A 13,587-nucleotide genomic window follows, 5' to 3' on the forward strand; every position below is an offset into this window, starting at 1 on the left:
AATCTACTCAGTATTATTTTTCTTAGAAGTAATCGAAAATATGTTATCCTTCTATTTAATTTAAAACCTTACGCGGTTTCTTTTTTCTTATTTCTACTTTCTATTACCTTTTCGATGAGATCAGGTACTTTCTCAAATGCCGCGGCTAGTCCGTGGGTTTTTCCGGCTTCAAGGAAAGAAATTTCTTCTCCCTTACTCACTAAAAAACCAATAGGTTCTATTCCAATACCAGCGCCACCGCCGCCGCCTTGGCCTTTACTTCCTTTAGCTTGTCCACCTTCACCGGCACCAGAACCAAATCCCATACCTACTTTTATTACTGGCACACACTTGAACTCTCCCAGTTCAAATTGCTCTCCAACAACAGTTTCTGTTTTTGCTTCAGATTTAATAAAATCTGTAATCTTGCCTAATAATTCTTCAAAATGTAATTCCATAATATTATTTTTTAAGAGTTGATAAATGATTTAATTATATGAATAGGCCTGTTTTGAACGTACAAGGCCATTTCATTTCTACCATCAAAATTGATGTTAAAACTACCTTTAGTATAATACTTTAAGAATGCGAAAACCGGATATAATTTTGCATTAGAAATACAATCTCCAGTATCTATATCCAAAAGCATTTTTTTTACTTTAAATGATTTCAGTAGTCGTAATCCAGTTCTAATGTTAATTCTATTCTTACGTTTCTTTGTGCTTTTTTTCTTAACTTTTTTCTTTTTAACTAAACCTATTTTTTTAAGTGGAAAGAAATGAAAATTTAAGAAAAGCATCTTTAGTTTTATTCTTATAACTTCTTCTTTATCTTCTTCAATACTAGCTTTTGCTAAACCCTTTAATTGGATGTAATATTCATTGGCATTTGTGTCAACACATATCACAATTGGCAACAATAAAATGTAAATCGCTATAATAAAAAGTGATATCAAAACAACGGTTAAAACCATTACGTAAGTTTTATCCAAAAGAAGTTAAATTAAAGTAGTATAACAATGATTTTGATCATATTAGAGGAATTATTTGATCTATTTTTATGGATTGAAATTTTGTCATGTTTTACATCAATTTTGGTAGGGGATAGATTTCCATTTCATAAAAATGGTTTCTGTATTGATTTCATCGTTTCATACTCTAAAAGATCTAAAATTCAACACATAATTGTTGATTAATATTTGATGAGTATGCCTGGTAACCTGTCACCGAAAACCATTAGGCCTATGCCTATTCAATAATGATTAAACCGTTCCGCCCAAACGTTTTATGATTTGTGTTAAGATTAAAGCTCCAATTCCGAAAACACCAACCGTTAGAAATTGTTCTGGTGATAATTGCACCAGAGAAAGCACTTGCTGAAGTATCCTAACATGATATGCGATAATTACAATAAATATTGAAAGCCCTATTGCACCCCAAATCCATGGGTTTGTAGTGACTTCATTTTTAAAAAAAGAAGTGCTGCGATGTGGTATATTAAACACATTAAGTAATTGAGCCAACACCAATGTATAAAACGCCATGTTATTGATGATTTCTGAAGACAATTTTAAAACAGCGTTTGCATATATAGTTATTCCTATGACTGATATAGTTATAGATGTTCCATAAATGATTGTTGATGCCCAAAGTTTTTTGGTGATAATCGGTACATCAGGGTCACGCGGCGGCTGTTTCATAATACCCGGATCTCCTTTCCCCATGCCAAGTGCCAATGCAGGAAAAATATCAGTGACCAAATTGAGAAATAAAATTTGTAATGGAAGCAAAGGAAGAGGTAAATTGGTTATTGAAGCAATTGCGACCGAAATAATCTCTGCAAGGTTGCAGGATAAAAGATATATTACAAAATGACGGATGTTTTCAAAAATTGTCCGCCCTTGCCTTATGGCTAATTCGGTAGATGTAAACTGGTCATCCATCAAAATAACATCTGCTACCTCTTTTGCCGCTTCAGTTCCCCTAATCCCCATTGCGATTCCTATATCTGCTTTTTTTAGTGCTGGAGCATCATTAACACCATCTCCAATCATACCTACAATAGCATGATGCTTCTGATAAAAATCAACCAAATCTAATTTTTGTTTCGGGATCATTCTGGCAAAAACTTTTGCGTTCAAAATTTCATGTTCTTCTGTTGTAGTCAGGTTATCTAACATTACTAAGTTTTTACCATGAATTACACGTTGATCACTATCATTAACAGATAATAAACCTATTTCCTCTCCTATTTTTCTGGCAGTATTAGGATGGTCTCCTGTAATCATGATTACATTAATACCTGCATTTTTATAGGTATTAATAGCTTCTTTTATATCTGAACGAGGAGGGTCAATAAATCCGATCACTCCCAAAAACACAAGCTCTTGTAGCAGGGTATCCATATTTGGTTTGATATTCGTACTCTTATATGCAAAAGCCAAAACTCTTAAACCTTCGGCAGCTATTTTATTTGCCTTATCAAACCATTCTTTTCGATTATTAAGGGGTTCAGTTCCGTCTTTTGATAATATATAGTTGCAGGAATCAAGAACTCTTTCCAGAGCTCCCTTAACATTTATTTGATATTGATTCTCATTTTTATTTAGGGTTGCCATTACTTTTTGCTCAGCGTCAAAAGGGATTTCTGCCTCCTCTGGGAATTGATCTCTAATTCGCTGAGAATTATACCCTATTTTTTTAGCAAAGTCTAGGAGTGCTATTTCGATGGAGTCCCCATTCATACTTGTATCTTCAGTATCAGAGTTATTACACAAAACAGCTACCTCAATAATTTTATTAAATACTTTATTGTTTTTTAGATTGTATTGTGAAAGAGTATCTCCTAAATCGTTAGTATCGAATTCTTGATCATTAAATATGATCTTATGAACAGCCATTTTATTTTCTGTTAGAGTTCCCGTTTTATCTGTACAGATGATTGTGGTTTCTCCTAGGGTTTGTACTGCTTCTAACTTTTTTATAATTACCTTTTTTTTAGAAAGTTTTACCATTCCTTTGGCCAACGCTATAGTAGCTACGATTGGTAATCCTTCAGGAATAGCGGCGACTGCCAGAGCGATCCCTGTTTTGATCATTAATAATAAATCTTTTCCCTGTATATATCCACTTATAGCAATTAATACAGCCATAATTAGTGTTAATCCTATGAGCCAATGACTTAATCGATTTAACCTTCTTTCTAAAGGCGTTCTTTTTTGAATAGCTTCTTGTGTTAAGCTACTTATTTGTCCGATGGCTGTTTGATCTCCTGTGGCTGTAACAACAGCTTTTGCATTACCTCTGGTAACTATGGTTCCCTTATAAAGCATGTTAATGCGTTCTGCCAAAGGAGTCTGTAAAGGGGTCACTTTTGGCTGTTTTTCTACCTGATCACTCTCACCCGTAAGTATAGACTCTTTAACGGCCAGACTCTGATGCCAAATTAAGCGAGCATCAGCAGGCACTACATTTCCCTGAGTTAGTTGTATGATATCTCCCGGAACCAAATAACGGGATGCTAATCGAACTACGTTTCCATCTCGCAATACATTAGCTTCGGTTTGACTCATTCTTTGTAATGCTTCTACAGACCGCATTGCTTGTAGTTCCATAAAAAAGCCTATGAGTGTTGTAAGCATAATAACCACCATTACCGAAAAACCTTCTAACCATTCTCCAAAAACAAATGCCATTAACATGGCAGTACTCAAAATATAGATGATGGGATCCAGAAATTGTTCTAGTAAAATGATCCAACCATTTTTCTTCTTTTTATGTTTTAGTTTGTTTTCGCCATAAGTGGCAAGACGTTTCTTAGATTCAATGATAGTCAATCCTTTATCTGAATCGACTTGTAGTTGATTGATAATGTCATTTACTGGTATGGAATGAGGATCCTTAATCATTTATATTTATTGTACCTGACTTTACTTTATTTATAAACATGAATAAGAGGTGGTGTGTTTTGTTCTTTTACCATTTTAGAAATTATAACCAACACAATTACGCTAGAAATAGCAGCAAAAAAAACACAGGGATCATAGTAAAAACCTTTTGAGAAGTGGTTTTTTCCTTTTTTAGAGCTACTCCTCCAATACCTCCAATGATAATACTTGCACCAAAACTTACACTAGCTGAAAAACACATAATAGCTTTGTTTATAATTGAAATCAAAATTCTACAAGAAAATTTAGTATCAATTGTTTGCACATGAATATCTAAGCTTCTCCACTTTTTTATTAATTCTCCCCACCCATAATCTATAGAAAAAATTCTTTAACACATTGGGTCTATTCTTATATTTCGAGGATTTATAATAAACGATTGGTTCATCATAAACACCGTGATCTCCTATTACTGCATCCATTTGAACAAATTTTTCATTATCAAGATCTAAGTTAATACTAGATTCATTTTTTGAACAGGCCACAGAATATCCAATGTCCCAGTTTTTTTCTTTTAGCTTTTTCTTTCCTACTTCATAAAACTGTTTGTCATTGATATAGGAGTCGATTTTAACCCATTTTTCATCAATTTTGACCTCTGCCCAACTGTGAGATATATATTTTGGCATTAACCAAAAGGCTATTCCTGAGAATAATCCTTTTTGAATATCTTTTTTAATTAATGAAAAATGAATTCTTGCTTCTATATCGATTGCTTTACACAAAGCAATAAATAGTGTTCCTTTTGTATTACATTGGCCATAACCATATTCAATCGTTTTGGATGCTTTTACAAAATCTCCTTCTTTTGGAAATGCAAATTTGATATCGTCTCTCACATAATGAAAGATTGCTGCTACTTTTTCCCGAATTGATGTTTGATTATTTGTCAATTCTAGTGCTTTACTTCTTACGATCGGATGTTTATAATCCGCCAAATTATTTGGTGACGTTTCCATATTTATTTATAATAGCTATTTGTCCGGCGTGATATGTAGTATGCGATATGATTCTTCCGAAGGCTTCTGCTTTTGTTTTAGTGCCAAACTCTTTGGTTGTGATTGTTGTTTGCCAGTCCCCTTCATTTTGTTTTTTTATAATAGATTTTAGCACATCAAAAGCATGGCTTGTATACTCTTTTAATTCCGAAAGGTTAGTCCATTCGTCAGTGTCTTTCTGTGCAATTACAGTTTTTGCAATGACCTTTGTCTCTTTTGCTCCAAATACATTTTTAGCAAAAAGCAATTCTACATCTGCAATATGCCTTATTAGAAAACCAATGCTATTTGGAGAAGGTAATAGTTTTTTCTTTAGATCATCTTCTGAAAGATTCGATAGCTGATTTGAAAATCGAGTTCTGGCTTCTTGCCAAAGTTCTATAAGTACTTGTGTTTTAGTTTTCATTCTATTTTTTTTAATTATCGAGAGGGCATTACATGAATTTCAAAGTGTTTTAATACTCTTAGAGCCCTCAAAGTGTTCCAACGACCAGGTTTACCTGCTTTTTCCATGTCAAAATGAGTTTGTCCAGGGTGTTTGGCCTGTATATTCCAAGTACCATTTTTGTTCCTTTTCTTCAATAGTACATCAACAGCAGGTTGCATTCTTTCGTCCCATTCAGTTTTTGAATATTGAAAATAATCCAATGCACTGAGGATATCATATCGCCATCTTCTGGGATAAGACAATCTCAAAAAATCTTTATTAATGATTTCACCCGTCCTATCTGAAATATACAATTGGTGAAGCAGTATAAACTCCTTGGAGGATTGCATGGCTTTCTTCACTTCATCTAATCGATATGAGTATCCATTATATTCATATTCAGTAAAGCCTTCTAAAACCGAAAGTGTAGTATGTAGGGAACTGTGTCTTGCACCAGAACGATTTAACCTACAATTGAAACCCCCATCAAGCATTAGTTCTTGTAACTGGCAATCAATTACAGATTTCAAATGATATTCTTCTGTTTTAAAATAACTTGCGTAATTGAGAAACATACCATTGATACAACCATCACTTTTTTTGGCCTTTGGAAGTATGCCTCCATCATCTGCCTTACATTCTTTTGCTATTTTATCTATCGATTCTTTTATAAGTTGATTATCGGTCGAAACGCATAGATTCCTGAGATCAATTAGTGTATAATGCGAAGAGGTCCATTTTGGTTGATAAAAAGCCTTTCCCCAATGACCTTTTGGATTTCGTTTTGAAATAAATTGTGCTCCCCAACCTTCTTGTTCTATTTTATCTCTAAGGTCTTTCCGTTCTGTTGATAACAAATCACGATACGTTTGGTATTGTATAGATACATCTCCATCTAAAAGCCATTGTAGGATTTCTTCATTATTCATTTTGTATTTTATTGAGTAGTAATGAAACGGTCGAAATACTTTTCATTCAGAATATGTTGAGTTACAAATTTCCCATTGTAAAAAATTCTAAAAAGTAAGATAGTTAAAGAATAAGGCTGAATTCTTTTCTCTTTTACTAGAATTCAGCCTCTTTGTTTTTAATTGACTCCTCGTTTCGTCATTCCTTTTCTCCATCCACTCCAAACTGGATACCCGTTCTTATCTCTTAAATAAAGTATGTGCTCATCTTTAACAACCTCTATGGCTATAATCGCTGGTGCATCTTCAAAAATAATTCTTGAACCTGTTACGTTTACCTGATCTCCTTTGCTGAATTGAATTTCCTGATTGTCCAAAAACCAAGTTGGTCCCAGATGAACAGAAACAGTTTCTGTATTGGTTTTTACTTTTAAATGTAGCCCGTAAGACATATTTTTATTGGGTAGGATTCGTTCTACAGCTGTAACAGTCCCTGTTACTGTATTAATTTCGTTAGCGTTAAAATTCCTTCCGTAATTAGAATTCTGTCCCCAACCATTTCCTTTCTGGGCAAAAACACTTGTACTTGCACTAAAGAATATCATAATGATCGCTATTCCTAAAATTTTAAATTGTGAATTTTTCATATTATTGTGTTCTATGATTTGACTTTTTTATATTCTCATAAAAATAACTTTTGACTCCACAAATCCATATGATAATTATCATACAAAAACGTTTCTGTTGATTTTGAAAACTTTCTAAAAAGAGATACGCATTGAGAAATTCTTTAGATGAAATGATTTTATGCAAAGAAGCCTAATATTCAAACTTATGAAGACAGAAAGGAAGTCTTAAAGATGATAATTGTCATTGTGCCAGAGCAATCGAAAAGATAATTTTAAATGGTTCTATATAGGAATACTGAAAAATTCATTATGTAACAAGAGTTACTGTAATTGACATAACCATAAAGTAATTTAGGGGTTTACAAGGAATATCAATTTCTAATTAGTAAAACTTTTTTAAAAAAATAAAAGAATCATGGAAACAACAGACATAGAAATGAATATCATGCCAAGGATAGGAGATGATGCACCGGATTTTGAAGCAGTAACTACACATGGTAAACTAAGGTTTTCTGAATTTGCAGAAGGTAAGTGGGTTATATTGTTTTCCCATCCTGCAGATTTTACTCCTGTATGTACTACAGAATTAAGTGGTTTTGCGGAACGTAGTAAAGAATTTGAGAATTTGAATACGAAACTCATTGGATTAAGTATTGACAGTATTCATTCTCATTTGGCTTGGGTGAATAATGTATTGGAGAAAACAAAAGTGTATTTAGATTTTCCAATCATAGCCGATATTGATATGAAGGTAGCCAAATTATACGGTATGCTACAACCCAATGAAAGTGAAACAGCAGCGGTAAGGGCCGTATTTTTTATAGATCCGTATCAAAAAATCAGGCTTATCATGTATTATCCATTAAATGTGGGGCGTAATATGGATGAAATCCTTAGAGCACTGGAAGCGCTACAGATTTCGGATAAACATAAAGTTGCTTTGCCTTTAAATTGGAGAAGAGGAGATAAAGTAATTGTTCCACCACCAAAAACCTTAACAGAAATGGAAGACAGGATTCAGGACGAATCTTGCGAAAAAGTGGACTTTTACCTGGCCAGAAAAGATTTAAAGTTGGATTGATATTGTTTTTTCGTTTTCACCTTACATAATCTATCTGTTATTTCTTAAAATCTATTATTGTAACTTTTGTTACTGAAACAGGCTTTAAAAAAGTCTAAATTTAAAGATTTTAAGCACTAATTTGTATTTTATTCAAAATGGAAAGACGAGATTTTGTTAAGAAAGCAACCCTAGGTGTAACGGCTGCAATTGCTGGAGTACATATAGTTTTTGCTGATGTGATGCCTAAAGGATATGAACCTTTGCTACATCAGGATCCAGATCCATTTAAGCTTTTCGACAAAGATAAAGAGATGGTCGTTCTTAATGATAAACCATGGAACATAGAAGCTAAAGCTCATTTATTGGATGATAGAATTACACCTAATAAATATATGTTTGTTAGAAATAACGGTCTCATTCCCGAAAATATTGATATAAATAGTTGGACGCTTACCATTGACGGAGAGTCAGTAAAACAGAAGAAAACATATACAATTTCTGATTTAAAATCAAAATTCAAACAATATACATATCAACTTACCTTAGAATGTGGCGGTAACGGGCGTAGTGAATTTGATCCTCCAGCAAAAGGAAATCAATGGACCGTTGGCGCAGTGTCTTGTGCAGAATGGACAGGAGTTAGGTTAAGAGATGTTTTGGAGGATGCAGGTATAAAAGATACTGCTGTTTATATTGGATATCATGCTGCTGACAAACATTTGAGCGGAGACCCTGATAAGGAACCAATATCCCGTGGTGCACCTATGAGAAAAGCACTACAGGACGAAACATTATTAGCCTTTAAGATGAATGGAGAGGTTATTCCGTTGGCACATGGATACCCATTACGATTGGTAGCAGGTGGTTGGCCTGCTTCCGTTTCAGGTAAATGGGTAAACCGAATCAGCATTCGAAATAAAATACATGACGGGACTAAAATGACAGGCACTGCATATCGAGTTCCTTGTAATCCTGTTGCGCCAGGTGAAAAGGTAAAAGATGAGGATATGTGCATTATAGAATCTATGCCAGTGAAATCATTAATTACCTATCCTAAATCAGGAGCAATAATTAATAAAGGGAAAAAATTGAAGATTAGGGGGCATGCGTGGGCAGGAGAATTAGAAGTTGCTAAAATGGAATACTCCATTGATTTTGGGAGTACCTGGATAGAATGTTCTGTAGAAAAACCAGCCAATCGATTGGCGTGGCAGCATTTTTCGGCTACTATTGATTTTCCAGAGAAAGGATATTATGAAGTATGGGCTAGAGCAACGGATACAAAAGGTGCAAGTCAACCAATGATTTTACCCGGTTGGAATCCAAAAGGATATTTAAACAATGCTTGTCATCGTATTGCTGTAAAAGTTAAATAAATGGAGAAAGAAGAGCAATTTAGATATCAAGTCAAAACCATTTATCGGATTATGGTGATGGTTTTTTCTATGGTTGGATTGGTTACTATTGCAGGAATTTATTTAATTACAGATCCCACATTATCAGTATTTAAGGAAACTACAGAAACTACACCAGAATCATTATATGTACTAAATGAAGAAGATGAAGACAAAATAGAAAATGGTATACATCTAAGAACGGGATTAATTGAAGCAGAAGGGCTGATGGAAGTAGTAAATAATTGTACTAATTGTCATTCATCTAAATTAGTGATACAAAATCGAATGAATAAAGAAAGATGGATTGCTACCATACGGTGGATGCAGGAAACCCAAAACCTGTGGGATCTTGGAGGCAATGAAGAGATTATAGTGAACTATCTTGTTACCAATTATCCTCCTGGTAAAAAAGGAAGAAGAGAAGTATTAACCAATATAGAATGGTATGATTTACAGGAATAGTATACTTATTATTTTAGGAATATTCATACTTTCTTGTAATAAATCTAAAGAAAAAACTCAGAAAAAATTCACTCCTAAAATTGAAATCAATGCAAAAAGGTATTATAGTTCAGAATATCTTATTGAAGCAGAAGAGTTGTTTTCACTCTTGGAAAATGAAAATATAAAAGTAATAGATTTCAGGAAAGAACAAAACTATAATAAAGAACATATTAGCGGTGCTATAAACATTTGGCGAACTGATATTGAAGATACATCGTACCCTTATAAAGGGATGATGGCCAAAAGGCAACAAATTGAAGCATTATTTAATAGATTAGGAATTACTAATAAAGACACATTGATACTATATGATGATCGAGGAGCCTGCGATGCAGCGCGTTTGTGGTGGATACTAAAGAATTATGATTTTGAATCTGTAAAATTGTTAAATGGCGGTTTGAAAGCATGGAAAATAGCAGGAGGAGCTACTAATGATGAAAAAGTATCAGTGATGCCTTCAAATTTTAAACTTTCGGAAGATGGTTCCTTTAAATTATGGATTGGTAAAGATGAAATTAACAATATACTTGTTTCGGGTAAAAAAGACATTATACTAGATACTCGAAATATCGAAGAGTTTAGTGGAAAAAGACAAAAAAGTGGAGCAACTAAAGCAGGCAGGATTCCGAATAGTATACTAATTGATTGGGCTGAGGCGATCGATTATAATGAAACACAAAAGTTTAAATCTTTTGATCAATTAGAACAGATATACGGTAGCACGGGAGGTTCAAAAAACGATGTTGTAATTACGTATTGTCACAGTGGCGTTCGATCCGCACATACTACCTTTGTGCTAACTGAGTTGCTAGGTTATAAAAATGTAAAAAACTATGATGGTTCATGGGTAGAATGGAGTTATTTTGATGAGCTGCCTTTTGAACAAGATAGTATAACAACAATAAAAAGATAGTTATGGAAAAGTATATGAATGCGTTTATTGACGCTTTTTGGAATAATATTGAATGGACCTGGAACTCGATACTATTTGATGTGCCCTGGTATACCAATTATTTTTGGGGTCTGATAGTAATTTCCTTGTTTGTTTGGGGATTAGAAATAGCATTTCCCTGGAGAAAAGAGCAATCCATTTTTAGGAAAGATTTTTGGTTAGATGGATTTTATATGTTTTTCAATTTTTTCGTTTTCGCCATAGTTATAGGCGGTTTTTATGAGTTATTGGGCGTGTTTTTTGGTGATATAGGAGTTTCTGCAAAAAGTTTAACCGTTATCGATATATCAGCCTTACCAAAGTGGGGTCAATTGATTGTCTTTTTTATCATATTAGATTTCGTACAGTGGTTTACACATGTGCTGCTTCATAAATATCCATTTCTTTGGAGATTTCATAAAATCCATCATTCAGTGAAAGAAATGGGGTTTGCGGCGCATTTACGTTACCATTGGATGGAAAATATATTCTATAAACCTCTAAAGACAATTGGTGTAATGATTTTGGGTGGTTTTGAGCCGGAACAAGCATATATAGTTCATTTTATGGCCATAGCTATCGGTCATTTTAACCATGCGAATATTAAAATTACCTGGGGTCCATTAAAGTATATTCTAAACAATCCGGTGATGCATTTATACCATCATTCTTATGTCTTGCCCAAAGGTTCGTATGGTGTAAATTTTGGGATTAGTTTAAGTCTTTGGGATTATATTTTCAAAACTAATTACATACCAGAAGATAGCGGTACCATTGAAATTGGTTTTCCTGGAGATGAAAAAATACCTAAAGGCTTTTTTGGACAACTCATTTATGGTTTTGGGAAATCGAAACAACAAAAATAATATAACTGTATACCAACTGTAATAATATCCTTTCTTGCTTATACATCGGTGACGAATGTCATTTCTTTTTGCGCTATTCTGACTTAACTTGAAGAGAAAACAAATACAGAAGAGATGAAAAAAAGTAGGTTTTATATCGTATTACTTATAGTAGCAAGTTTATTTCCATTAGAAAGTTGTGGGCCGGTTATTATCTCATCAAGACCAGATACTCCACCACCACCTTGGTTTTATCCCAATAGGGTAGAAACGGTACGTTATGTGTATTTTCCTGATTATATGATTTATTATGATTTATCTTTAAGAAATTACATATACCTGGATAATGGCGTGTGGATTACGGTTAGTGTGCTTCCTCCTCGATATAATAGCATTAACTTAAGAAGATCGCGTTATGTAAGAATACGGGATTATTATGGCGATAATATCCGAAGTTATCATAGGGATAATAGAAGTAGATACAACAGAAGCAGAAGCACAAGAAGTAGAACCACAAGAAGTAGAAGTACGACTACGAGAAATAGAGGAACTACCACAAATAGAGGGACAAGAACAGATAATACCACAAGGAGTAGAAGTACTAGAAGTCGTGATACAACAAGAGTGTATTAATAAGAAGCGTTTTAGTCTAAATTTTTTAGGACTCTTTTTAGCTTATCTCTTACTTCTTTAGCTATTCCCGCTAAATTTTTATTCTCTACAGAAATCATAGAAGCTGCAGGATCTACTGCTGAGATTTCTATTGTTCCCTTTTCTTTTTCTTGCACAATCACATTACAAGGAAGCATAGTGCCGATTTTATCCTCAACTTGTAACGCTTCATAAGCAAACGGAGGATTACAGGCTCCCAAAATTGTATAATTATAAAAATCTACATTCAGTTTTTTCTTTAATGTAGCTTTCATATTTATTTCTGTCAAAACTCCAAATCCTTCGTTTTTAAGTTCGTGTGTAACTCGTGCAATAGCTTTTTCGAAAGTTGTGTTTTTAAGGGATTTATTAAGATAATATTTCATTTCTAGATTATTTAATGATTTGATAAGCTAGATCAATGTAATTGTTTTTGAAGTAAAATGAAATGATAAATATCATGGATGAGAATTGTAAATGAGCCAATTAGGCTTCTAGATATTCTTTGTAAAAACAGAAACAGGTAAGCGTAAACCTACCTGTCTCCTACAAAGAAATTAATTTTATTTTCCGATACGATTACCTTCAATGTTCCATTTATTGCTAAATATCGAAATCAGGTTATTTTCCTGAAAAAATATAGTCAATTTCTCCGTTTCGATTGCTACCGTCTTGCAACAATAGCAACCTATGTCTTTGTTATGAAAGATAGAAACAGAGATGCCGAAGCATCCCTGTTTCATAAAAGATATTAAGAATATGATCAAACTAAAATTGAATCCTAAAACGGCACCTTATTACTAAAGTGATTCTAGAGCCTACCATAAAGTTTAAAAAATATCTCTAATATCTTCTAAGGGTTTCTATCATATCGCTACAATAAAAACCTGTTTTTTAACTAATCATTATACTAAAGAACTATTATTTAACTACCATACGAAAGTAGCTTGTTTAAGGCTCATAAAATATGATAAATATCAGTTTTTTGATTTTTACTTAAATATATGGTTTCATTTCTTGTTTTCTTTTTTTGAGTTGTCTCTCAAGGTCTTTTAGAGTTTCTTTCACTGCGAGTTCATAATTTTTCTCGTTAGAAGTTGCATATATTTTCGGGCCAGGAAGACTTAATTCCATATCACAGATTTTTCCGTTTCCCTTTGGGTCGTTTTCTTTCTTAAAAAACACATCAGATTTGATGATCCAATCATATTTTTTATATAATTTTTCTAATTTTTCCTGCACATAACCCTCCATATATTCACTTGTCGGCATTTGTACAAATTGAATGTTTGTTTTCATAAGTAAGTAA

Annotated in this window: 17 protein-coding genes; 6 read left to right on the forward strand and 11 right to left on the reverse strand. The window is 33.4% G+C overall.

The annotated features are described in order from the left end of the window. Positions 1–68 precede the first annotated feature (68 nt). The 9 genes from Q0910_RS09475 to Q0910_RS09510 all read right to left on the reverse strand — a co-directional run bounded on the left by Q0910_RS09475 (position 69) and on the right by Q0910_RS09510 (position 6,905). Positions 69–437 (reverse strand): spore germination protein GerW family protein, encoded by a 369-nt coding sequence (locus Q0910_RS09475; RefSeq protein ID WP_299215345.1) that lies wholly within the window; start codon positions 435–437, stop codon positions 69–71. Positions 438–448: 11 nt separating this feature from the next. Then, a complete protein-coding gene (locus Q0910_RS09480) occupies positions 449–952 on the reverse strand; it encodes a hypothetical protein (RefSeq protein WP_299215347.1) in 504 nt (167 codons plus the stop codon). A 288-nt stretch (positions 953–1,240) separates the two neighbouring features. Next, positions 1,241–3,886: a cation-transporting P-type ATPase gene (locus tag Q0910_RS09485; RefSeq protein ID WP_299215349.1), complete on the reverse strand. Its 2,646-nt coding sequence runs from the start codon at positions 3,884–3,886 to the stop codon at positions 1,241–1,243. Positions 3,887–3,983: 97 nt separating this feature from the next. Beyond that, entirely contained in the window at positions 3,984–4,127 is a 144-nt protein-coding gene (locus Q0910_RS09490) for a hypothetical protein (protein ID WP_299215351.1), read from the reverse strand. Between the two features lie 49 nt (positions 4,128–4,176). Further along, positions 4,177–4,884: a transglutaminase family protein gene (locus tag Q0910_RS09495; protein ID WP_299215353.1), complete on the reverse strand. Its 708-nt coding sequence runs from the start codon at positions 4,882–4,884 to the stop codon at positions 4,177–4,179. Further along, positions 4,865–5,329, reverse strand: a complete 465-nt coding sequence (locus Q0910_RS09500) for a DinB family protein (RefSeq protein ID WP_299215355.1) — start codon at positions 5,327–5,329, stop codon at positions 4,865–4,867. Before Q0910_RS09500 ends, Q0910_RS09495 begins: the two co-directional genes overlap by 20 nt. A gap of 14 nt (positions 5,330–5,343) precedes the next feature. Further along, on the reverse strand, positions 5,344–6,279 hold the full coding sequence (locus tag Q0910_RS09505; RefSeq protein ID WP_299215357.1) for a hypothetical protein: 936 nt from the start codon (positions 6,277–6,279) through the stop codon (positions 5,344–5,346). 8 nt (positions 6,280–6,287) lie between these two features. Further along, entirely contained in the window at positions 6,288–6,422 is a 135-nt protein-coding gene (locus tag Q0910_RS28655) for a YoaP domain-containing protein (RefSeq protein WP_366142655.1), read from the reverse strand. A 15-nt stretch (positions 6,423–6,437) separates the two neighbouring features. Further along, a complete protein-coding gene (locus tag Q0910_RS09510) occupies positions 6,438–6,905 on the reverse strand; it encodes a hypothetical protein (RefSeq protein ID WP_299215359.1) in 468 nt (155 codons plus the stop codon). A 397-nt stretch (positions 6,906–7,302) separates the two neighbouring features. Here Q0910_RS09510 and Q0910_RS09515 point away from each other — a divergent pair, with 397 nt between their 5' ends. The 6 genes from Q0910_RS09515 (at position 7,303) to Q0910_RS09540 (ending at position 12,260) form a co-directional block, all read left to right on the forward strand. Next, entirely contained in the window at positions 7,303–7,968 is a 666-nt protein-coding gene (locus Q0910_RS09515; RefSeq protein WP_299215361.1) for a peroxiredoxin, read from the forward strand. Positions 7,969–8,105: 137 nt separating this feature from the next. Beyond that, entirely contained in the window at positions 8,106–9,326 is a 1,221-nt protein-coding gene (locus tag Q0910_RS09520; RefSeq protein ID WP_299215363.1) for a sulfite oxidase, read from the forward strand. Then, positions 9,327–9,809 carry a monoheme cytochrome C gene (locus Q0910_RS09525; RefSeq protein WP_299215365.1) on the forward strand — a complete coding sequence of 161 codons (483 nt, stop codon included), beginning with the start codon at positions 9,327–9,329 and terminating at the stop codon, positions 9,807–9,809. Next, entirely contained in the window at positions 9,793–10,764 is a 972-nt protein-coding gene (locus Q0910_RS09530) for a sulfurtransferase (RefSeq protein WP_299215367.1), read from the forward strand. Before Q0910_RS09525 ends, Q0910_RS09530 begins: the two co-directional genes overlap by 17 nt. A gap of 2 nt (positions 10,765–10,766) precedes the next feature. Beyond that, positions 10,767–11,648 (forward strand): sterol desaturase family protein, encoded by an 882-nt coding sequence (locus Q0910_RS09535; RefSeq protein WP_299215369.1) that lies wholly within the window; start codon positions 10,767–10,769, stop codon positions 11,646–11,648. A gap of 114 nt (positions 11,649–11,762) precedes the next feature. Beyond that, positions 11,763–12,260: a hypothetical protein gene (locus Q0910_RS09540; RefSeq protein WP_299215371.1), complete on the forward strand. Its 498-nt coding sequence runs from the start codon at positions 11,763–11,765 to the stop codon at positions 12,258–12,260. An 11-nt stretch (positions 12,261–12,271) separates the two neighbouring features. Here the strand turns inward: Q0910_RS09540 and Q0910_RS09545 are convergent, their stop codons facing one another. Together Q0910_RS09545 and raiA are read right to left on the reverse strand one after the other, a co-directional pair. Further along, positions 12,272–12,664 carry a DUF302 domain-containing protein gene (locus tag Q0910_RS09545; protein WP_299215373.1) on the reverse strand — a complete coding sequence of 131 codons (393 nt, stop codon included), beginning with the start codon at positions 12,662–12,664 and terminating at the stop codon, positions 12,272–12,274. Between the two features lie 610 nt (positions 12,665–13,274). Next, positions 13,275–13,577 carry a ribosome-associated translation inhibitor RaiA gene (raiA, locus tag Q0910_RS09550; protein WP_299215375.1) on the reverse strand — a complete coding sequence of 101 codons (303 nt, stop codon included), beginning with the start codon at positions 13,575–13,577 and terminating at the stop codon, positions 13,275–13,277. Positions 13,578–13,587: the final 10 nt, after the last annotated feature.

It is taken from the genome of uncultured Aquimarina sp. (assembly GCF_947495315.1).
GTDB lineage: Bacteria > Bacteroidota > Bacteroidia > Flavobacteriales > Flavobacteriaceae > Aquimarina.

What these genes read in the sequence shown, in the direction of transcription:
- Q0910_RS09495 (WP_299215353.1), bottom strand. Translation starts at nt 4,884, where the DNA reads ATGGAAACGTCACCAAATAATTTGGCGGATTATAAACATCCGATCGTA.
- Q0910_RS09475 (WP_299215345.1), bottom strand. Translation starts at nt 437, where the DNA reads ATGGAATTACATTTTGAAGAATTATTAGGCAAGATTACAGATTTTATT.
- Q0910_RS09525 (WP_299215365.1), top strand. Translation starts at nt 9,327, where the DNA reads ATGGAGAAAGAAGAGCAATTTAGATATCAAGTCAAAACCATTTATCGG.
- Q0910_RS09530 (WP_299215367.1), top strand. Translation starts at nt 9,793, where the DNA reads ATGATTTACAGGAATAGTATACTTATTATTTTAGGAATATTCATACTT.
- Q0910_RS09500 (WP_299215355.1), bottom strand. Translation starts at nt 5,329, where the DNA reads ATGAAAACTAAAACACAAGTACTTATAGAACTTTGGCAAGAAGCCAGA.
- Q0910_RS09510 (WP_299215359.1), bottom strand. Translation starts at nt 6,905, where the DNA reads ATGAAAAATTCACAATTTAAAATTTTAGGAATAGCGATCATTATGATA.
- Q0910_RS09540 (WP_299215371.1), top strand. Translation starts at nt 11,763, where the DNA reads ATGAAAAAAAGTAGGTTTTATATCGTATTACTTATAGTAGCAAGTTTA.
- Q0910_RS09515 (WP_299215361.1), top strand. Translation starts at nt 7,303, where the DNA reads ATGGAAACAACAGACATAGAAATGAATATCATGCCAAGGATAGGAGAT.
- Q0910_RS09505 (WP_299215357.1), bottom strand. Translation starts at nt 6,279, where the DNA reads ATGAATAATGAAGAAATCCTACAATGGCTTTTAGATGGAGATGTATCT.
- raiA (WP_299215375.1), bottom strand. Translation starts at nt 13,577, where the DNA reads ATGAAAACAAACATTCAATTTGTACAAATGCCGACAAGTGAATATATG.
- Q0910_RS09485 (WP_299215349.1), bottom strand. Translation starts at nt 3,886, where the DNA reads ATGATTAAGGATCCTCATTCCATACCAGTAAATGACATTATCAATCAA.
- Q0910_RS09490 (WP_299215351.1), bottom strand. Translation starts at nt 4,127, where the DNA reads ATGTGTTTTTCAGCTAGTGTAAGTTTTGGTGCAAGTATTATCATTGGA.
- Q0910_RS09535 (WP_299215369.1), top strand. Translation starts at nt 10,767, where the DNA reads ATGGAAAAGTATATGAATGCGTTTATTGACGCTTTTTGGAATAATATT.
- Q0910_RS09480 (WP_299215347.1), bottom strand. Translation starts at nt 952, where the DNA reads ATGGTTTTAACCGTTGTTTTGATATCACTTTTTATTATAGCGATTTAC.
- Q0910_RS09520 (WP_299215363.1), top strand. Translation starts at nt 8,106, where the DNA reads ATGGAAAGACGAGATTTTGTTAAGAAAGCAACCCTAGGTGTAACGGCT.
- Q0910_RS09545 (WP_299215373.1), bottom strand. Translation starts at nt 12,664, where the DNA reads ATGAAATATTATCTTAATAAATCCCTTAAAAACACAACTTTCGAAAAA.